19 protein-coding genes and 1 other annotated feature are annotated in these 18,858 nt (G+C 50.0%); of the genes, 16 read left to right on the top strand and 3 right to left on the bottom strand.

Going from position 1 to position 18,858, the window contains the following annotated elements:
• Positions 1–93: 93 nt before the first annotated feature.
• The 8 genes from ACXAH4_RS10595 to arsB all read left to right on the top strand — a co-directional run bounded on the left by ACXAH4_RS10595 (position 94) and on the right by arsB (position 7,171).
• Positions 94–984 carry a TraB/GumN family protein gene (locus ACXAH4_RS10595; RefSeq protein WP_474881818.1) on the top strand — a complete coding sequence of 297 codons (891 nt, stop codon included), beginning with the start codon at positions 94–96 and terminating at the stop codon, positions 982–984.
• Between the two features lie 189 nt (positions 985–1,173).
• Positions 1,174–3,093: a methyl-accepting chemotaxis protein gene (locus ACXAH4_RS10590; protein ID WP_474846512.1), complete on the top strand. Its 1,920-nt coding sequence runs from the start codon at positions 1,174–1,176 to the stop codon at positions 3,091–3,093.
• A gap of 227 nt (positions 3,094–3,320) precedes the next feature.
• Complete coding sequence (locus ACXAH4_RS10585; protein ID WP_303575479.1) at positions 3,321–3,887, top strand: lipid-binding SYLF domain-containing protein; 567 nt, start codon at positions 3,321–3,323, stop codon at positions 3,885–3,887.
• 50 nt (positions 3,888–3,937) lie between these two features.
• Positions 3,938–4,450: a nucleotidyltransferase family protein gene (locus tag ACXAH4_RS10580; protein ID WP_474881816.1), complete on the top strand. Its 513-nt coding sequence runs from the start codon at positions 3,938–3,940 to the stop codon at positions 4,448–4,450.
• Positions 4,451–4,575: 125 nt separating this feature from the next.
• Positions 4,576–4,914, top strand: a complete 339-nt coding sequence (locus ACXAH4_RS10575) for a metalloregulator ArsR/SmtB family transcription factor (RefSeq protein WP_474846516.1) — start codon at positions 4,576–4,578, stop codon at positions 4,912–4,914.
• Between the two features lie 21 nt (positions 4,915–4,935).
• Positions 4,936–5,409 carry an arsenate reductase ArsC gene (locus ACXAH4_RS10570; RefSeq protein WP_474846518.1) on the top strand — a complete coding sequence of 158 codons (474 nt, stop codon included), beginning with the start codon at positions 4,936–4,938 and terminating at the stop codon, positions 5,407–5,409.
• Positions 5,409–6,143 carry an arsenical resistance protein ArsH gene (gene arsH, locus ACXAH4_RS10565; RefSeq protein WP_474846520.1) on the top strand — a complete coding sequence of 245 codons (735 nt, stop codon included), beginning with the start codon at positions 5,409–5,411 and terminating at the stop codon, positions 6,141–6,143. The genes ACXAH4_RS10570 and arsH overlap by 1 nt, the downstream gene beginning before the upstream one ends.
• Positions 6,144–6,154: 11 nt before the next feature.
• Entirely contained in the window at positions 6,155–7,171 is a 1,017-nt protein-coding gene (gene arsB, locus ACXAH4_RS10560; protein WP_474881814.1) for an ACR3 family arsenite efflux transporter, read from the top strand.
• A 151-nt stretch (positions 7,172–7,322) separates the two neighbouring features.
• Here arsB and ACXAH4_RS10555 read toward each other — a convergent pair whose 3' ends face one another.
• Positions 7,323–10,040, bottom strand: a complete 2,718-nt coding sequence (locus ACXAH4_RS10555; protein WP_474881812.1) for a M16 family metallopeptidase — start codon at positions 10,038–10,040, stop codon at positions 7,323–7,325.
• 109 nt (positions 10,041–10,149) lie between these two features.
• Positions 10,150–10,473 (bottom strand): hypothetical protein, encoded by a 324-nt coding sequence (locus tag ACXAH4_RS10550; protein WP_474881811.1) that lies wholly within the window; start codon positions 10,471–10,473, stop codon positions 10,150–10,152.
• A 234-nt stretch (positions 10,474–10,707) separates the two neighbouring features.
• Positions 10,708–10,824, top strand: a sequence feature (His leader region).
• 46 nt (positions 10,825–10,870) lie between these two features.
• On the opposite strand from ACXAH4_RS10550, the gene hisG reads away from it, so the two are divergent.
• The 8 genes from hisG to hisIE are packed head-to-tail and all read left to right on the top strand — an operon-like array spanning position 10,871 to position 17,971.
• The gene (hisG, locus tag ACXAH4_RS10545; RefSeq protein WP_119501875.1) at positions 10,871–11,773 is read left to right on the top strand and encodes an ATP phosphoribosyltransferase; all 903 of its coding nucleotides are present in this window, start codon (positions 10,871–10,873) and stop codon (positions 11,771–11,773) included.
• Between the two features lie 6 nt (positions 11,774–11,779).
• Positions 11,780–13,087: a histidinol dehydrogenase gene (gene hisD / locus ACXAH4_RS10540; protein WP_474881809.1), complete on the top strand. Its 1,308-nt coding sequence runs from the start codon at positions 11,780–11,782 to the stop codon at positions 13,085–13,087.
• A complete protein-coding gene (gene hisC, locus ACXAH4_RS10535; RefSeq protein ID WP_474881807.1) occupies positions 13,084–14,166 on the top strand; it encodes a histidinol-phosphate transaminase in 1,083 nt (360 codons plus the stop codon). Before hisD ends, hisC begins: the two co-directional genes overlap by 4 nt.
• The gene (gene hisB / locus ACXAH4_RS10530; protein WP_474846533.1) at positions 14,163–15,233 is read left to right on the top strand and encodes a bifunctional histidinol-phosphatase/imidazoleglycerol-phosphate dehydratase HisB; all 1,071 of its coding nucleotides are present in this window, start codon (positions 14,163–14,165) and stop codon (positions 15,231–15,233) included. Before hisC ends, hisB begins: the two co-directional genes overlap by 4 nt.
• Positions 15,233–15,835: an imidazole glycerol phosphate synthase subunit HisH gene (gene hisH / locus ACXAH4_RS10525; protein ID WP_474846535.1), complete on the top strand. Its 603-nt coding sequence runs from the start codon at positions 15,233–15,235 to the stop codon at positions 15,833–15,835. The genes hisB and hisH overlap by 1 nt, the downstream gene beginning before the upstream one ends.
• A complete protein-coding gene (gene hisA, locus ACXAH4_RS10520; protein ID WP_474846537.1) occupies positions 15,835–16,572 on the top strand; it encodes a 1-(5-phosphoribosyl)-5-[(5-phosphoribosylamino)methylideneamino]imidazole-4-carboxamide isomerase in 738 nt (245 codons plus the stop codon). The genes hisH and hisA overlap by 1 nt, the downstream gene beginning before the upstream one ends.
• A complete protein-coding gene (gene hisF, locus ACXAH4_RS10515; RefSeq protein WP_474852726.1) occupies positions 16,554–17,339 on the top strand; it encodes an imidazole glycerol phosphate synthase subunit HisF in 786 nt (261 codons plus the stop codon). Before hisA ends, hisF begins: the two co-directional genes overlap by 19 nt.
• An 11-nt stretch (positions 17,340–17,350) precedes the next feature.
• Positions 17,351–17,971 (top strand): bifunctional phosphoribosyl-AMP cyclohydrolase/phosphoribosyl-ATP diphosphatase HisIE, encoded by a 621-nt coding sequence (hisIE, locus tag ACXAH4_RS10510; RefSeq protein ID WP_474852724.1) that lies wholly within the window; start codon positions 17,351–17,353, stop codon positions 17,969–17,971.
• Here hisIE and ACXAH4_RS10505 read toward each other — a convergent pair.
• On the bottom strand, positions 17,937–18,683 hold the full coding sequence (locus ACXAH4_RS10505) for a substrate-binding periplasmic protein (protein ID WP_474852722.1): 747 nt from the start codon (positions 18,681–18,683) through the stop codon (positions 17,937–17,939). The genes hisIE and ACXAH4_RS10505 overlap by 35 nt on opposite strands.
• Positions 18,684–18,858 lie beyond the last annotated feature (175 nt).

The raw sequence follows: 18,858 nt of genomic DNA, 5'->3' as shown, positions 1-18,858 counted from the left end.
TGAAAACAAACATTTGAGAATTGTACTTTTACAGCTTTAACAGTAAATTGCATAGCACATTATAAGAGGAATCGTAGCAAAGGACTCAGTATTATGCGAACAGCCTTCACCGGATTAAAAAAGGGTTTTATAGCCGCAGTGGCTTTATGGGGTATGGCCACGCCGCTTACTGCTTTCTCAGCATCCGTCTGGGAGGTGAGCAAGAACGGGAATACCGTCTATCTCGGTGGCACACTGCACATCCTCAGCCCGCAGGACTACCCGTTGCCGGCAGAATATGACATCGCTTATAAAGCATCCGGTAAAGTCATATTCGAAACCGATCTGGATGCGCTGGATACGCCGGATTTCACCCGTAAAACACTGCAACTGATGACTTATCAGGACGGTCGCACAATCAAAGATGATCTATCTGAAGAAACCTTCAGCATGCTGTCTGAGTGGCTCTCAGAAAGAGGTATTCCGGTAGCTCAGGTGAGCAAGATGAAGGCATCATTTCTTGGTATTTCGCTGTCTATGCTTGAAATGCAGCGGGCAGGTTTAACCAGTCAGGGGGTCGACAAATACTTTTTCGCCCGCGCGACGGAAGACCAGAAGCCTGTGGGCTGGTTTGAAACGCCTGAGCAGCAGTTAATGATGCTGGCCGGACTGAGTGAAGGCGACGAAGATGCCTACATCCGCTACACCCTCGAAGAGTTAGAAACCATGAATGACTCACTGGAACCGATGAAGGAAAACTGGCTGACCGGTGACATGCAGGCTCTGTATAACGACAGCATGGAAAGCTTCAAAACAGACTATCCTGAGGTGTACGATGAAATGCTGACGAACAGAAATAAAGCGTGGCTCCCGCACATTGAAGAGTACCTGACCACGCCGGAAACAGAGTTTGTACTGGTTGGCACCATGCATATGGCCGGTGCCGAAGGCGTTATCGCTATGCTTGAAAGTGAAGGTTATTCCGTCATTAAAGTTAATAAATAAGTATTACCCGCCGATATATGTAAGCGTAAAGACGATTTCAGACAAAATAATCATTACTGTTCTGAAATTTTAAACTACGCTTAAATCAACGAAAAATGCCAGTTAACCAGAGCGACCTGTCATCCGGTCGCTTCTGCTGCCTGCGCTGTCCGGAAAGCTTAAGCGTCTGATTGTTTTAACGGAGTTTGCATGTCCATAAAGCGAAGATTTCTCATCGCCATTTCCATTGTGATAGCGGTATTTACTGTCATTGTAGGCATAGTAACTTCCGTATCCATCAAGTCTGATATTGACCATCAGATCCAGACACAAATAGATCAGACATCTAAGCGCTTGCTGGATATTTTTGCAGTCACCGATTCACTGATGAGTGAACGGGTAAAAAGCAGTATGGCGTTATTAAAGCAACGGGGCGCAGCATTGGGAACACCCTCACAGGCTGGTGATGTGATGGTGAAAGAAACGCTTTCCACGCAGCTTTTACTGGGCGGAAAACCACAGGCGAATGATTTTACCCTGGTTGACGGGCTAACCAGCATTATGGGCGGCACGGCAACATTATTCAGTCGCCGGGGTGATGACTACATCCGCGTCAGTACAAATGTGATTAAAGACGGTCAGCGCGCAATTGGAACCAAACTCGCCCCTCAGGGCAAAGCCATGGCGAAAATCAAAAATGGTGAAGCCTATTACGGTGAAGTTGATATTCTCGGCAATCCTTATCTGACCGGTTATGAACCCATGTTCAATAGCGCCAGTCAGGTTGTCGGCATCTGGTATGTGGGATACTCCGCTGATTTAAAACTGCTGGAAGAAGCCATTGCCCGCAGTCATATACTGGAAAAAGGATTCGTTGCCCTGCGTGATGCAAAAGGCAATGTCCGTATGCATTCTTCTCATGTGAACGAAAGTGACGTCAAAGCCGCCCTCTCCGGAGACGACAAATGGAATCTGACCGTTGTGCCATTCAGCCGATGGGGCTACGACATCTTGCTGGCGGAATCGAACAGTGAGAAAACGTCCATGCTCAGCACAGCGCTTTTCGTTTTGCTGATTAAAGTACTGGTGGCGAGTGGCATTGTTCTTATCAGTCTGGTTATCCTGGTGAAACGTTATGTGGGTCAGCCTCTGGATGAGTTTAATCAGGTTGTCAACAGTTTGTCCGGCGGTGAAGGCGATCTGACTTTCCGCTTCGAAAACAAAAAGAATGATGAATTTGGCCGCATGGCACAGGCCTTCAATAAATTACTGGCACAACTGCAGTCCACGTTACAAAACGTCGACAGTGCCACTCAGGCTATGCAGTCCAAATCACAGGTGCTGAACAGAACAGCCTCCAGCGCACAGAAAACCGTGAAATCCTTATCTGACGAAACCAGTGCGATTACCAGTGCCATCACTGAGCTGCAACAAAGCGCGGAAGCGGTCTCAGTAAATATTCATCATGCCAGCGATGCTGCAAATGCGGCCGACGCTGACACCCGTAACAGCGTTAATGTACTGAAAGCGACTATCAAAGACATAGAGAAGCAGGCCCGGGAAGTGGATGCCTCTGTACAGGTAATTACCGATCTGGCCCGCTCCAGTGAGGAAATCAGTGGTGTCATGGATGTTATCCGCAATATTGCCGAACAAACCAATTTGCTGGCTCTGAATGCTGCCATTGAGGCCGCCCGTGCCGGAGAACAGGGCCGGGGCTTTGCGGTGGTCGCAGATGAAGTTCGCTCACTGGCAAGCCGTACCCAAAGCTCTACTGAAGAAATCCGCGTCATGATTGAACGCCTGCAACAAGGCAGCCGCGATGCGTCTGAGCGCATGCAGTCGAATAAAGACAATGCATTTGCAACCGTGGAAGTGACACAAAAAGCCGGAGAGACGTTGCAAAAAGCACTGTCCGCCGTCGCAACCATTACTTCCCTGAATCAGGAAACCGCATCAATGGCCACACAGCAGGCCGCAGTATCGCAGGATGTATCCAAACGACTCAACAGCATTCAGCAGGTTGGTAGTGAAAATGAGCAACATGCCCGCGAGGTATCTGATAACTGTGAAGCGCTGGTTGAGCAGATTGAACAAATGCGGGAGCAACTGAGACGCTACCGCTTCTGATGATCAGGTTTGGCGCAATTTGCGGACGAGTGTCTGTAAATTGCGCCATCGCCCCCTTTCCTTTCCGGCTACATCCTTCCCGAATCACACATAACACATTGAATAAAAAGACTTTATAAAACTAAGCACGCTAATTGCTTTGTTCTGTCAGATCTGAAGTTGCTTATTGCCTCGTCTGCATTCAGACAGGTTTTTACAGGAGTAATAGCATGATAAATCTGATTAGAATGATAAAAACCAAACGTATTGTGTTCGCTGCCGGTGTACTGATGCTGGTATCAGGCTGCGCTTCCATGGGCAGTGGCACCGTTGCTGAAAAGCGGGACGCCATACTAACCATGCAGGATGTGGCGCTGGCGAAACTCTACAAAGAAAAACCCGATGTAAAAGCGCAAATAGAAACAGCGCCCGGCTATGCCGTTTTCAGCAATGCGAATGTGAATATTATCTTTGTTTCAGCCGGCACCGGTTACGGTGTAGTTAACAACAACACAACCGGCCATCAGACATACATGAATATGGCCGAGGGCGGCGTGGGACTGGGGATCGGAGCAAAAGATTACCGCATTGTGCTGGTGTTTCATTCTCAAAAAGCCATTAACTACTTTATTGAGAACGGCTGGACCGCAGGGGGTAACGCAGATGCCACTGCAAAGGCTGGTCAAAAAGGTATGTCGGTTGAAGGTGAAGGGTATTTAGGTGATATTACCGTTTACACAATGACGGAATCCGGTCTTGCTCTGCAGGCTTCGGTAAAAGGCACCAAATTCTGGCCAGACAAACAACTCAACTAAATGAAACAGCGTTGCGCGATTTAACCGTGCAGCTTTTAAAGGATGATCCGTTGCGGTATGCAGCTCTGCAAGCCGTAGCGGCCTTATCGTTACCGGACTGCTGGATTGGCGCCGGATTCATCAGAAACCTCATCTGGGATCACACTCACCGGCGCAGCATTCCCACTCCCCTTAATGACGTGGATGTGGTGTACTTCGATAGTAACAACATTTCTGTTGAAGCCGAAACTGTGCACACAGGCCGGTTGAACACCGTCATGCCGGCGCTGAACTGGGAAGTCCGTAACCAGGCACGTATGCATGATAAACATGAACGTCCGCCATTCAGCAATACCAAGGATGCGATTTCACACTGGATTGAAATTGAAACCACTGTAGCAGCCAGACTTCAAAACGAAAATATCGAAATATTCAGTGCTTATGGATTAAATCACAACTACAACAATACCATCACCCGCAACCCGCTGGCAGCAAAGGCAACCTTTGATTCACGGGTAAAAAATAAATCGTGGTTGGCTGAGTGGCCGGAGCTGAAAGTGCAACACGGGCAGATTCAGCGGTAACGTCTTTTCGCGCCCTTGCCCTTCCTTTCTTTCTTATCCCGGTGAAAACTTCACAAAACTGTCATTGACTCTCACCTCAAAACATGTGAAATTCCACATATGTACTATTTCACATGTATTAGCTTATGAATGCGCTGCAACTGTTTAAATGTCTGGCCGACGACACACGGCTGAAATCCGTTGTGCTTATCCATACGTTTGGTGAAGCCTGCGTGTGCGAGCTGATGGAAACCCTGAAATTGGATCAACCCAAGACATCCCGTCACCTGGCATCACTACGTAAATGCAACATTTTGCTGGATGAACGCCGTGGCAAATGGGTGTACTACCGCCTTCATCCCGAACTGCCGGCATGGGCAAAATCTGTGATTGCCAGCGCCAGTGAAAGTAACAGCGAAGACTTCGAGGCGTTATTGGCGACTTTTAAGCAATGCCAGCTTAACGGCAAGGATTGTTGTAATTAAATTTTTAACAGGAATACACTTATGAAAATTCTGTTTATCTGCACCCACAACCGGTGCCGGAGTATCCTTAGCGAAGCCATCACCAACCAGATTGGCCGCGGCATCATTGAAGCTCGCAGCGCCGGCAGCCAGCCGGTGGGTGAAGTACACCCGCTGTCTGTGAAATATCTGGAAGAATCCGGCTACAGTACAGCAGGCTTGCAAAGCCAGTCATGGGACGAATTCGAAGACTTCAGCGCTGATGTTGTCATTACGGTATGTGACTCAGCAGCGGGTGAGACCTGCCCGGTCTGGTTCGGTAACAGTGTAAAAGTTCACTGGGGCCTGTCAGATCCATCGAAAGAAAGTGGCACCACTGAAGAGATCCGCGCAGCCTTTTTAAGCTGCATCCGCATTATTGAAGAAAGAGCAAAACAGTTGCTGACCATTGCTGAAAAAGCAGGTGATACTGAAGCTCTGCGCAAGGCTCTCACAGATTTAGGAGTGCAACACTGATGTCAAAAGAGTCCGGGACATCCCCAGCTTCTGATTTGCCCAATATCGATACTTCACACTGGCAAACACCGGTTTTTGATGCCTGTTTGCCGGGCGCCTCTGAACATAAGCCACGAATACTACTTCTATACGGTTCTCTGCGTGAGCGCTCGTTCAGCCGCCTTGCTGTAGAAGAAGCCGCCCGTTTGCTTACCGCCATGGGGGCGGAAACACGTATTTTTAATCCGGAAGGTTTACCGCAAACCGACACCGGAGATGAACATCATCCGAAAGTGAAAGAACTTCGTGAATTAATGATGTGGTCAGAAGGTCAGGTGTGGTGCTCGCCGGAGCGTCACGGTGCCATGACCAGCATTTTCAAAAGTCAGATAGACTGGGTGCCGTTAAGTATCGGCGGCGTCCGCCCGACTCAGGGTAAAACGCTGGCGCTGATGCAGGTCTGCGGTGGTTCGCAGTCATTTAACACAGTCAATCAGATGCGAATTTTGGGTCGCTGGATGCGTATGGTTACCATACCTAATCAGTCGTCGGTACCCAAAGCCTTCCTCGAATTTGAAGAAGACGGCCGTATGAAACCTTCCCCGTTCTACAACCGCATCGTGGATGTGATGGAAGAGTTAATGAAATTCACCCTGCTGCTTCGTGGCAATAAAGACTTTTTTGTCGATCGCTATTCTGAGCGGGTGGAAAGTGCAGAGGCACTGAGCAAGCGCGTTAATCAAAAATCGATTTAGGATATTGAACCATGGGATTATTTGAACGTTTCCTCTCTGTCTGGGTTGCACTTGCGATTGTTACAGGCTTGCTTGCAGGCAGTTTGTTTCCGAATCTGTTTGCTATTGTAGCAGGGCTTGAGTATGCACATGTCAATCTGGTAATCGCCGTACTCATCTGGCTGATGATTTACCCGATGATGGTGCAGGTAGATTTCACCTCGGTTAAAGATGTAGGAAAGAAACCCAAAGGCCTGGTTCTGACCCTTATCATCAACTGGTTGCTTAAGCCTTTTTCTATGGCTTTTCTGGGCTGGCTGTTCTTTAAAGGCATCTTTGCAGACTGGGTCGATCCGCAAACAGCGGGCGAATACATAGCCGGCATGATCCTTCTTGGTGTGGCCCCCTGCACAGCTATGGTGTTTGTGTGGAGTCAGCTCACAAAGGGTGATGCCAACTATACCCTCGTGCAGGTGTCCGTGAACGATATCATCATGATTTTCGCCTTTGCGCCGTTAGCGGCCTTTCTGCTGGGCGTTACCGATATTACTGTTCCCTGGAACACGTTGCTGTTATCTGTCGTGCTGTACGTTGTGATCCCTCTTGTGGGCGGTGTGATTACACGGAAAGTACTGGACAGTAAGGACAAGCACCAGCGCCTGACACAATTTATTGCCACCATGAAGCCCTGGTCAATTATCGGGTTGCTGGCTACCGTTGTACTGCTATTCGGCTTTCAGTCTGAAACTATCATTGCAGATCCGCAGGCCATTGTATTAATTGCCATACCGCTGCTTATTCAGACCTACGGCATTTTCTTTCTGGCTTACTGGCTGGCTAAGCGCATGGGATTGCCCCACGATGTTGCCGCCCCGGCATGCATGATAGGCACGTCAAACTTCTTTGAACTGGCTGTTGCCGTGGCAATTTCTTTGTTTGGTCTCCACTCGGGAGCCGCACTGGCTACTGTAGTCGGCGTGCTGGTAGAGGTGCCTGTGATGCTGTCGTTGGTAGGTTTTGCAAACAGAACGCGGCACTGGTTTAACTAACTAATACGTGGCGCTACCCGCTATTGTGAATAATAAAAAGGCCCGCTCTTTACAGAGCGGGCCTTTCGTTTTTAATTCAGAGCGTTAACGTTCGGAGCGTTTACGTTCATAGCGCTTCCGGGGCACCACTCATTTGCTGCCGGACAGGAGCTTACTCTATTTCCAGCATCACCACTTTACCCATTGTCTCCAGTTCGTCCTTGTAAAGTGCAGCGTCACCCACAATCAGATAAATGACATTATCAGTAGTGAACAAACCGGACTGCGCCCTGACGTCTTCCAGGGTGAGCTTGTCATACTCCTGCTGTAATAACATAGGATAGTTGAGCGGCTTACCCTCTTTCAGACTGGACTCAATTTCTGACAGCACGCTACCGTTTGTTTCAAATAAGCCCGGTAACTTACGGATTTCAGTCGTAACGGTTTCGGTCAGCTCCGTTTCCGTTGCCGGATTATCACCATTGTATTCTTTCATCTCGCGGTCTATTTCGTTGACCGATTCGACGGTTTTGTCACTCTGTACCGGCGCGTACACAAACCACGGACGCTGGCCCAATGTTGTCATCGCAAGGCTGCGTGCACCGTAAGCCCAGCCTTTATCTTCCCGCAAATTCATATTCAGGCGGGCGGTAAATTTACCGCCTACTATGGCATTAGCCGTTTCGATAGCCAGCGTGTTTTTATCTGATACAGGCGGGATGAGTTTACCGGCCAGTATAAGCGACTGGGGAGAATCAGGACGGTTGGCCAGGTAGAATGTACGGCCTTTCACTTGGGGTACATCAGCAATGCGCTTTTCTCCGGATTGGCCACTTACTTTCCATTCACCCAGACTGTCATTCAGCATGGACTGGAGTGCTGATTTTTCGATGTCACCCACTACAATGATTTTCGCATTGTCGGGGCGTATCCAGGTGCTATGGAAGTTTTTGAGTATTTTGGTGGTAATTTCACTGACTGATTCATTGGTGCCGGAACCCGTCAGCGGCATACCGTATGGATGATCTTTTCCATACAGCAAAGGAGGCAATTCCCGGAACGCCAGTTGTACCGGCTGAGATTTTTCCTGGGCAATATCCGACAACCAGATCGGCTTCAGTTTTTCCAGATCGCTTTCCCGCATGGCCGGATTTTTTACCACGCTGCTGAAAAGTGACAATGCAGGTTTTAAGTTCGCAGTAAGGGATTGTAAATGTGCATAAGAACTGTCCAGCGAGCCGCCAAAATAGCTGGCAGCGCCCAGCATGTCCATTTTCGTTTTGTAAGCTTCACCATCAATTTTACCGGAGCCCTCTTCCAGCATGCGCATGGTCATTGATGATGAACCCAATGGATAGCCATACGCGTCGGCAGCATAACCACTGTCGAACACGATACGCAGAGAAACATCAGGCACGGCATCCCGCTTAACAAAATAGACCGGTAACCCGTTATCCAGGGTAAATTCCTCTGCCTCAGGGAACGACAGCGCGGGCATGTCTGTCACCTCCGGTAATGCAGAGCGGTCAGCGCCTTCTGTACTTGCTGCATAATTCGGAAACGGGCGGACAATCAACTGATGATAAGGAAGATCGAGCCATTTTTTAGCGACGGTATTGAGCTGCTTTGGTGTGGCCTCTGAATAGCGTTTCAGGCTTTTCATATAGTGGTCTGAATCGCCGGCATATAACTCGCCTTCTGCCAGAACGTTAGCCTTTCCGCCAAAGCCACCAATCTTCTCCATACCGCGTATAGTGCGGGAAAGCGTGCGCATCCGCGCACCTTCCAGTTCCTGCTTACTTACCGGTGTGGCAACCAGTGCAGCAACTTCTTCATCAATAATCGCAGACACTTTATCTTCATCAGCATTTGCACCGAGCGTCACTTCGAGGGTAAAGATACTTGCCAGCGTATGCTCTTCTAAATACGCATCAATACCGGTTGCCAGCTTTTCTTTTTCCACCAGGCGCTGATACAGGCGTGAGGTTTTGCCTTCTCCCATCACTTTGGCCAGCAAATTCAGTGCTTCAGTATCATCATCTACCCTTCCGGCTACCGGCCAGACCCGGTAGATGCGTTCAGCCGCCACTTTGTCGAACAATTCCTCATAGCTGTTGGAGTCTTTAACCGGCACATAGGATTTCAGACGTTTTAAAGGCGGTCCGGGAGGAATATCACCAAAGTAATGCTCCACTTTCTGCTTTGCCACTTCGGGCGTAATGTCACCGGCGAGGACAATGACAGTATTGGCAGCACCGTAGTACTGCTCAAACCAGGCTTTTACATCATCCAGACTGGCCGCATTCAAATCTTCCATGGAGCCGATGGTACTCCAGCGATACGGGTGTCCTTCAGGAAAAATCCCCTCCAGCAAACTGTATTCAGCTTTACGGTAAGGCGTGTTGTCGCCCTGACGTTTTTCGTTCTGTACCACGCCACGCTGGTTATCCAGCTTTTCCTGTGTGATGGCACCAAGCAGATGCCCCATGCGATCAGATTCCATCCACAACGCAAGATCGACGGCGGTAGACGGGACATTCTGGAAGTAGTTGGTGCGGTCAAACCAGGTGGTACCGTTCATATCGGTGGCGCCGACCTGGTCGAAGGGCTTGAAGTATTCGCCGTCGTAGTTTTCCGAGCCGTTAAACATAAGGTGTTCAAACAGGTGAGCGAAGCCGGTTTTACCGGGTTTCTCATCTTTAGACCCCACGTTGTACCAAACAGAGACCGCGACAATAGGCGCTTTGTGATCTTCGTGGACCAGTAACGTCAGGCCATTGTCCAGTTGATACCGGGTATGAGGGATAGCCAGATCGTCAACGTTTAAAGACGCAGCATTCAGGCAGGTATGCGTAATTGCCATCGCAATCAGCAGCAGTGATTTCTTCATAAGATCTGTCCGTAGTATTTATTGTTAGTTGTCCTGTATCACCGGTGCAAGCCCTACAGGTCAATTTTCATACTAGCGGATATTTACCGGAACACCAGACAAAATTGGATCAGATATAGATATCTAAATGCTTTATTTTACTGTCTTTATTGTCTGAAGAGGGCTCCTGACTGCTGTCTGCCTCGTGTCCGGAACTGACCGGCTGACTTTCTTTAGCATTTTCAGCTTGTTGACCTCCTTTATTATCCTGATGATGCCCGCTGTCACGTTGTTGCTTTTCAGCCACACGACGCTCCTCGTCGTGCTCATAACGCTCATCTTCACCAAGGCCTTTGGTTTCCGCTTCCTTACTGACTTTCTTTACGCGGTCATCCGGTTTAACCGGCACCTTGCCCTCTCTCGGCAGAATAGGAAAAATAAGGTCGTTGCTCACCCTCACCTCCACGTAAATAAAAACACGCGATTATTCGCATTTTTGATGACATTTATTTCACAGTCGCAGGTTTTAACCCGTTTCGAACAGTAAGATATAACTTATGACCAAACATTTAGTATAATAATTCCCTTATTATGGCTTTTGGGGGTTGATTTAGATCACTCAATTAGCTACTGTTTGCCGCGTCAAAAAGATTGGAAACGAATTTTACATGTTTAATTGCGCTGCTAACCATCACCACCATCATAAAGCATAACCTTTCAGGTTCGTGCTGGAAGGTCTATTGTTCCTTCCAGTGGCGCAGATAAAAAATTCTCGACCCCCGGAAGGAAACTTCCGGGGGTTTTTCGTTTAAGCAGCTTCAAATCAGGTTCACACAAAGAGGAATGTTCACATGGGTGACAGCAAACGTCTGCGTATTGCAGTTCAGAAATCAGGCCGTCTCAGCGATGACAGCATCGCGCTGCTAAAAGCGATTGGTATTAAATTATACATCCGTGACCGCCTTCTCATCGCCCATTCCACTAATGAGCCTATCGATTTACTGCGCGTACGTGACGACGATATTCCGGGTCTGGTCATGGACGGCATTGTCGACCTGGGTTTTATCGGCGAAAACGAATTAGAAGAGAAAATGCTGGAACGTCAGGCGGCCGGCAAAGCGTCTGATTTTGAAGTATTGCGTCGTCTGGATTACGGTGGTTGCCGTTTGTCTATTGCGGTACCGCAGGAGATGAAATACGAAGGTATTCAGTCACTGGAAGGTAAAAAAGTAGCAACGACCTACCCTTACCTGCTTGAGCGTTATTTCAAAGAAAATAATATCAATGCCCGCGCTGTGATGCTGACCGGCTCAGTAGAAGTTGCTCCCCGCGCCGGTGTGGCCGATGCGATTTGTGACCTGGTTTCAACCGGTGCCACACTGGAAGCTAACGGTCTTGTGGAAGAAGACGTTATTTTCCGTTCAAAAGCAGTACTGATCCAACGTGCTGACGGTGCGCTTTCAGAACAGAAACAAGCTCTGGTAAATCGTCTTGTGCCCCGTATCGATGGCGTCATTCAGGCCAAAGAAAGTAAATACATTATGCTGCACGCGCCGAAAGCCTACCTGGAGCAGGTAAAAAGTTTACTGCCCGGTGCTGAGAACCCTACCGTACTGCCTCTTGCCGGTTCTGATGATGCGGTAGCGGTACACGTGGTCAGCCCTGAAGACTTATTCTGGGAAACCATGGAAAAGCTTAAATCCTTAGGTTGTCGTTCTATTCTGGTTATGCCAATTGAAAAAATGATGGGTTAATCTGCCATGATCAACTGGTCCTCACTTACACCTGCCGGGCAGACAGAAGCCCTCGCCCGGCCGGTTATGAAAAACTCAGACAGTCTGCGGGTGACCGTTGCAGACATACTCGCTGCGATACGCCAACAGGGCGATGCAGCGGTGCTGGAATACACCCGTAAATTCGACTGTACTTCACTGAACAGCCTGCCCCTTTCTGTTGCAAAGCGGGACGAACTGGCAGCACGGGTATCTGCTGACGTTAAAGACGCCCTGCTGGTTGCGTTCAACAACGTGAAACAATTCCACGAAGCGCAGAAACCTCAGGATATCACCCTGACGACTACGCCGGGCGTAGTATGCGAGCAACGTTTTACCGCGCTGGATGCTGTCGGTCTTTATATACCCGGCGGCAGTGCGCCGCTACCGTCGACCGTGACGATGCTGGGCGTACCGGCGCTGGTTGCCGGATGCGAACGCAAAGTGCTGTGCACACCACCCAACCAGGCCGGTGAAATCGCCCCGGAAATCGCTCTTGCGGCTTCACTGTGTGGCATTGAAGAAATTTATCTGTGTGGCGGAGCCCAAGCCATAGCCGCCATGGCGTTCGGTACCGAAAGTATTGCTAAAGTGGACAAGATCTTTGGCCCCGGCAACAGCTTTGTGACAGAAGCCAAACAGCAAGTCAGTCAGCGCGCCGACGGTGCCGCTATCGATATGCCGGCCGGCCCTTCAGAAGTGCTGGTGCTGGCAGATGGCAATGCTAACGCGGCGTTTGTGGCCTCGGATTTATTGTCGCAGGCAGAACACGGTCCGGATTCCCAGGCCATTCTGGTTTCAGACAGTGAAGCGCTTATTGAAGCCACTAAAGCGCAGGTAGAAGCTCAACTGGCGAAACTGTCGCGCAACAGCATTGCTTCTCAGGCCATGGAAAATGCCCGTTATATTCTGACTGGCTCGGTAGCCGAAGCGGTGCAGGTAAGCAACGCGTACGCGCCGGAGCACTTAATTGTGCAAACTGACAACGCCCGCGAATTGCTCACCGACATTAAATACGCCGGTTCTATTTTCGTTGGCCAGTGGTCACCGGAATCTGCAGGCGATTACGCTTCGGGTACCAACCACGTGCTGCCAACCTACGGCTATGCACGTAACTATTCCAGTTTAGGTCTGCTTGATTTTATGCGTCGTTTCACCGTGCAGGAACTGTCTGCCGACGGCATGCGTAATCTTGGACCAGCCATTATGAAGCTTGCCAGTGCTGAAGGGCTCGATGCCCACGAGCAGGCCGTTGCACTGCGTATGGCAGAGCTTGAAAAGGGGAATGACCAATGAGCAGTCTGGTCGACCAACTGATTAATGATAACCTGATCCCGCTGAAACCGTATGAGTCGGCGCGCCGTCTTTACGCCGGTGGTCAGGACTGGCTTAATGCCAACGAATCACCATTTGCTAACCACTACGACGTGGACAGCAGCCACTTTAACCGTTATCCGTCCTGTCAGCCCGACGGCGTGATTAACGGTTACGCAGCTTACGCTGGTGTTGCGAAAAGCCAGTTGATGGTGACCCGTGGTGCTGACGAAGGCATAGAACTGCTCATCCGCACCTTCTGTACGCCGGGTAAAGACAGTATTCTGATCTGTCCGCCAACCTATGGCATGTACGCCATCAGTGCAGAGACCTGCGATATTGGCGTGAAAAAAGTGCCACTGAAAGCCGACTTCAATCTGGATGTGGAAGGCATTTGCAGCAATGACGACGTCAATGTGGTGTTTATCTGTGCGCCGAATAATCCTACCGGTACACAAGTCGCCAAACAGGATTTAGACACCGTACTTCGCCACTTCACCGATAAAGCGCTGGTGGTTGTAGATGAAGCCTATATCGAGTTTGACGCAGAGAACACCTGGGCGAACAAGCTGGCAGATTACCCGAATCTGGTTATTCTGCGAACCCTGTCCAAAGCCTTTGCGCTGGCAGGTTTACGCTGTGGATTTACCATTGCTAATGACGCTGTGATTGCCGCGCTGATGAAAGTAATTGCGCCCTATCCTATTCCGGATCCGGTGGCGCAGATTGCTGCAGAGGCGTTAAGTGAAGAAAACATTGGCCGCCTGCAAGCGCAGGTGGACATTCTCAACGCAGAGAAAGCCCGTCTCACGGAAGCACTGAATGCGTTTGAAGAATTCGAAATGGTGGGCGACACCAAAGCCAACTATTTGCTGTTCCGTTACGCGCGCTGCAAAGCACTGATGGTATACCTGGTTGAGCGCGGCATGCTTATTCGCGACCAGTCCAAACAGCTGAACCTGGAAAACTGCCTGCGTGTCACCATCGGCAGCCCGGAGCAGGACGACCGCCTGCTACAGCTGATTAATGATTATTTTTCCCAGACAGGAGCTTCCAAGTGAGTCAGCAAGCTATTTTATTTATCGATCGAGACGGTACGCTGGTTGAAGAGCCGCCCGTAGATAAGCAATTAGACAGCCTGGAAAAGCTGGTATTTGAGCCAAACGTTATTCCTGTTTTACTAAAATTAAAAGCTGCCGGTTTCTCACTGGTCATGGTGTCGAATCAGGACGGTTTAGGCACTGACAGCTTCCCGCAGGAAGATTTCGACAAGCCGCACAATGCGATGATGGCGATTTTCGAATCTCAGGGCGTCACGTTTGATGATGTGCTGATTTGTCCGCACTTCGACCACGAAAATTGTGCTTGCCGCAAGCCTAACCTCGGGCTGGTTAAAGACTACCTGCAACAGGGCCGCATCGATTTCACACGCTCCTTCGTGATTGGCGATCGCATCACTGATGTGCAGTTGGCCGAAAACATGGGCATCAAATCGTTCCAGTACAATCCGGAAACCAACAACTGGAAAGACATTGAGAAAGCCCTGCTGGCGTCTTCCCGAATTGCCGAGGTAGTGCGTAAAACCTCAGAAACCGATATCCGTGTGCGGGTTGATTTAGACTCGACGGCAAAATCACAAATCCACACCGGGATGGGCTTCTTCGACCACATGCTGGATCAGATTGCCACCCACGGCGGTTTTGAAATGCAGGTGTCGGTGGACGGCGATCTGCACATCGACGACCACCACAGCGTAGAAGACACGGCACTGGCCCTTGGCGACGCGCTGAAAAAAGCGCTGGGTGATAAACGCGGCATTGGTCGCTTTGGCTTTGCACTGCCTATGGATGAGTGTCGTGCTGAGTGCATCATGGATATTTCCAACCGCCCTTACCTGAAAATGGATGCCGAGTTCAGCCGCGATCAGGTTGGCGAAATGGCCACCGAAATGGTACCGCACTTTTTCTATTCACTGGCGCAGAGCATGGGCCTGTCCCTGCACCTGTCCACCAGCGAAGGTAACGCGCACCACCAGGTAGAGAGCCTGTTCAAAGTATTTGGCCGTGCATTACGTCAGGCCATTACCCGTCAGGGCGATACCTTGCCGAGCAGTAAAGGAGCTCTGTAATGGCGCAGAAGATTGTTATTGTTAACACCGGCTGTGCGAACATTTCATCGGTTAAATTTGCCCTTGAGCGCCTGGGCGTGACGGTGGATGTGTCTGATGATTTCGACATTATTAAAGCCGCTGACAAAGTGTTTCTGCCCGGCGTTGGCAGTGCCTATGCCGCCATGCGCAGCATTAACGGCAAGAACCTTTCCGACACCATTCGTTCACTGGAACAACCGGTGCTCGGCGTGTGTCTGGGTATGCAGCTAATGGTGGGAACTTCGGATGAAACCAGCAGTGGGCAGATTGACTGTTTAGGCCTGATGCCAGGTCATGTTGCCCGCCTGCAAGCGGGTGATTTACGCCTGCCTCACATGGGCTGGAACACGGTAACGCCGCTTGAGGGCAACACGCTGTTCAAAGGCATTCCGGCAGATACCTATTTCTATTTTGTGCACAGCTTTGCGGTGCCGGTTTACGATAAAACCCTGGCCACCTGTGAATACGGCCAAACGTTCTCTGCCGCCCTGCACAGCAACAACTTCTTCGGCGTGCAGTTTCACCCCGAGCGTAGCGGCGAAGCCGGCGCACAACTTCTGACTAATTTTGTGGAAATGTAATGATTATTCCAGCAATTGATTTAATCGACGGCGCCGTGGTGCGTCTGTTCCAGGGCGACTACAACCAGAAAACCCAATACCAGAAAGATCCGGTAGACGTGGTACATGACTATGCCGATCAGGGTGCGCAGTGGCTACACATCGTTGACCTTACCGGAGCCAAAGACACCAGCAAGCGACAGCTTACGCTTATCCGCAAAATGGTCGATACCCAACGCATGAAGTTTCAGGCTGGCGGCGGTATTCGCAGCGAAGAAGACGTGGCCCAACTGTTAGATTCTGGTGTAAGCCGTGTAGTCATCGGTTCTCTGGCAGTAAAGCAGCCTGAACTGGTGAAAGGCTGGATGCAGAAATACGGCGCAGAGAAAATTGTGCTGGCGCTGGATGTAAACATCAACGACGCCGGTGAACGAATGATTGCCACCCACGGCTGGCAGGAAGATTCCGGCGTGGCGCTGGAAGGCTTATTGAAAGATTTTCAGGAAGTGGGCGTGAAACACGTGCTGTGCACTGATATCAGCCGTGACGGCACCCTGCAAGGCAGCAACGTAGATTTATACACCGACGTATGTGCCCAATTCCCGCAAGTGAGCTGGCAAGCTTCCGGCGGCATTGGCGGCCTGGATGACATTCGTGCCCTGCGTCCTGCCAATGTAGGCGGCGTGATTTTAGGCCGAGCTCTGCTGGAAGGTAAATTTACCGTTGAGGAGGCTATTGCATGTTGGCAAAACGGATAATTCCCTGTCTCGACGTACGCGACGGTAAGGTTGTTAAAGGCGTTCAGTTCCGCAACCACGAAATCATTGGCGACATTGTGCCACTGGCAGAACAGTATGCCAAAGCCGGTGCCGACGAACTGGTGTTTTATGATATTACCGCGTCGTCTGATCAACGGGTTGTCGATAAAAGCTGGGTGAGCCGTATTGCTCAGGTCATCGACATTCCGTTCTGCGTTGCCGGTGGTATTAAATCGGTGGAAGACGCAGGACGCATTTTAGAAATGGGCGCGGATAAAATTTCCATTAACTCCCCTGCGCTTTCTAATCCGGACCTCATTAACGAGCTGCACGACATTTATGGTCAGCAGTGCGTGGTCATTGGTATCGACAGTTTCTACAACGAGGCGAATGGTCGTTACGATGTGTACAAGTTTACCGGTGACGAAAGCCGCACTCAGCAAACTCAGTGGCACACCATCGACTGGATTAAAGAAATACAGTCACGCGGTGCGGGTGAAATCGTACTGAACTGCATGAATCAGGACGGCGTGCGTAAGGGCTACGACATCGAACAGCTGAAAGCCGTGCGTGAAGTATGCAAGGTACCACTCATCGCCTCTGGCGGTGCCGGTGCCATTGAACACTTTACTGACGTATTTAAGCAGGCAGACGTCGACGGCGCACTGGCAGCGTCAGTCTTCCACAAAGGCATCATTGATATGCACGAACTGAAAGATACATTGGCTTCTCAGGCTATTCCCATGTGTATCCGTCACGGCCGTTAAGGAACAATTTAATGATTATTACTAAAGACAATCTGACGCAATTGGCGTGGGATAAAATGGATAACCTGCTTCCGGCTATCGTACAGGATGCCGTAACCGGTAAAGTACTGATGCAGGGTTACATGACCCCGGAAGCGCTGGAAGCCACACTGGACTCGAAAAAAGTCACTTTTTTCAGCCGCTCCAAGCAGCGTTTGTGGATGAAGGGCGAGGAGTCTGGCAACGTTCTGAACCTGGTTGAAGTGGGTAGCGATTGCGATAACGACAGCCTGCTTATTCTGGCCCGTCCGAAAGGCCCGACCTGCCACACCGGCACGGAAAGCTGCTGGTTCGATAATCAGGCGCCGGCTTATACGTTCCTGGGTGATTTGGAACGGGTTCTGGCTGAGCGTAAGTATGCGGACCCTGAGTCCAGTTACACCGCTTCACTGTATAGCAAAGGCATTAAACGCATCGCTCAGAAAGTGGGTGAAGAAGGCGTGGAAACTGCACTTGCTGCAACGGTGCAGGATAAAGAAGAGCTGAAGAACGAAGCGGCTGACTTGCTTTATCACCTGACAGTGCTGCTGCAGGCCAGCGACATGTCAATGAAAGATGTTATTGCGGTGCTACGCGCCCGTCACCAGAAGTAATCCCCATGCCCAGCTGTTGTGCCGCTTCCTTCAGTTGCGACACAACAGCGGGATCCGTGTCTTTACTGGCAGCCAGATAGCCGGTTACGGCAAGCTCGGGAATATCCATTACCGGATTGAGCTGCTCCCCGTCCACGTTTAATTTCTTCGCCGTAGCAGGAATCAGGGCAGGATCTTCGATGATAAAATCGACCATTCCCCTCAACAGATAATCCCACGAGCACTGAATATCTGCACATACCAGCATGTTCTGTCCTTCCCTGAACCCCTGTTGCTGTAGCCAGTGATAGCTGATGTCGTCCCGTTGCACGGCAAATGTATAGTTGGTGAGATAACCCTGTTTAAGTTCCCCGTTTGCAACGGGCTGGCTTTTGAGGCCAACAACGGCAAGATGAAAAGCCGACACTTCAGCCAGCCAGTGAAACTGTTTTTCACGCTCCGGTGTCCGTGCAATGGAATAGATAAGTGTGCCAGCCTGACGTTCTGCCATTGTGATACTTCTGGCCCAGGGATATAACGCAAACTCTCCTTTTACCCCGGCGGCCTCAAGGATAGCCTTTACTTTGTGCGTAGTCTCGCCGTCTACCCTGCCATATTTATTGAGGTAGTGATAAGGAGGCGATGACTCTGTCACCACCTGCAGAACTGTACTTTGAGCAGGCAGAGGGTGGCTGATAATCAAAAACAAAAGTAATACAAAAGAGATACGCATCCCTGAACCGTACCAATAGTGATTATAAAACGTACGATATCATGCTTTATCATCAATAAAAATGACACCTGACTGATTCCTTCCGTTTTCATACCTTGTTACATCTGTGGATGAACTATTTCTCCGGACAACAGCTCTGACATTCAGACCTGCAATTTCTTCAACGATCAGAGGA

The organism is Alteromonas sp. ABV2_168, from assembly GCF_056161165.1.
This window is presented reverse-complemented; position numbering and strand designations above follow the sequence as displayed.

Bases quoted from the DNA above. Each gene is read 5' to 3' on its own strand.
- ACXAH4_RS10595 (WP_474881818.1), top strand. From the start codon at position 94: ATGCGAACAGCCTTCACCGGATTAAAAAAGGGTTTTATAGCCGCAGTG.
- ACXAH4_RS10590 (WP_474846512.1), top strand. From the start codon at position 1,174: ATGTCCATAAAGCGAAGATTTCTCATCGCCATTTCCATTGTGATAGCG.
- ACXAH4_RS10585 (WP_303575479.1), top strand. From the start codon at position 3,321: ATGATAAAAACCAAACGTATTGTGTTCGCTGCCGGTGTACTGATGCTG.
- ACXAH4_RS10575 (WP_474846516.1), top strand. From the start codon at position 4,576: ATGAATGCGCTGCAACTGTTTAAATGTCTGGCCGACGACACACGGCTG.
- ACXAH4_RS10570 (WP_474846518.1), top strand. From the start codon at position 4,936: ATGAAAATTCTGTTTATCTGCACCCACAACCGGTGCCGGAGTATCCTT.
- arsH (WP_474846520.1), top strand. From the start codon at position 5,409: ATGTCAAAAGAGTCCGGGACATCCCCAGCTTCTGATTTGCCCAATATC.
- arsB (WP_474881814.1), top strand. From the start codon at position 6,155: ATGGGATTATTTGAACGTTTCCTCTCTGTCTGGGTTGCACTTGCGATT.
- ACXAH4_RS10555 (WP_474881812.1), bottom strand. From the start codon at position 10,040: ATGAAGAAATCACTGCTGCTGATTGCGATGGCAATTACGCATACCTGC.
- hisG (WP_119501875.1), top strand. From the start codon at position 10,871: ATGGGTGACAGCAAACGTCTGCGTATTGCAGTTCAGAAATCAGGCCGT.
- hisD (WP_474881809.1), top strand. From the start codon at position 11,780: ATGATCAACTGGTCCTCACTTACACCTGCCGGGCAGACAGAAGCCCTC.
- hisC (WP_474881807.1), top strand. From the start codon at position 13,084: ATGAGCAGTCTGGTCGACCAACTGATTAATGATAACCTGATCCCGCTG.
- hisH (WP_474846535.1), top strand. From the start codon at position 15,233: ATGGCGCAGAAGATTGTTATTGTTAACACCGGCTGTGCGAACATTTCA.
- hisA (WP_474846537.1), top strand. From the start codon at position 15,835: ATGATTATTCCAGCAATTGATTTAATCGACGGCGCCGTGGTGCGTCTG.
- hisF (WP_474852726.1), top strand. From the start codon at position 16,554: ATGTTGGCAAAACGGATAATTCCCTGTCTCGACGTACGCGACGGTAAG.
- hisIE (WP_474852724.1), top strand. From the start codon at position 17,351: ATGATTATTACTAAAGACAATCTGACGCAATTGGCGTGGGATAAAATG.
- ACXAH4_RS10505 (WP_474852722.1), bottom strand. From the start codon at position 18,683: ATGCGTATCTCTTTTGTATTACTTTTGTTTTTGATTATCAGCCACCCT.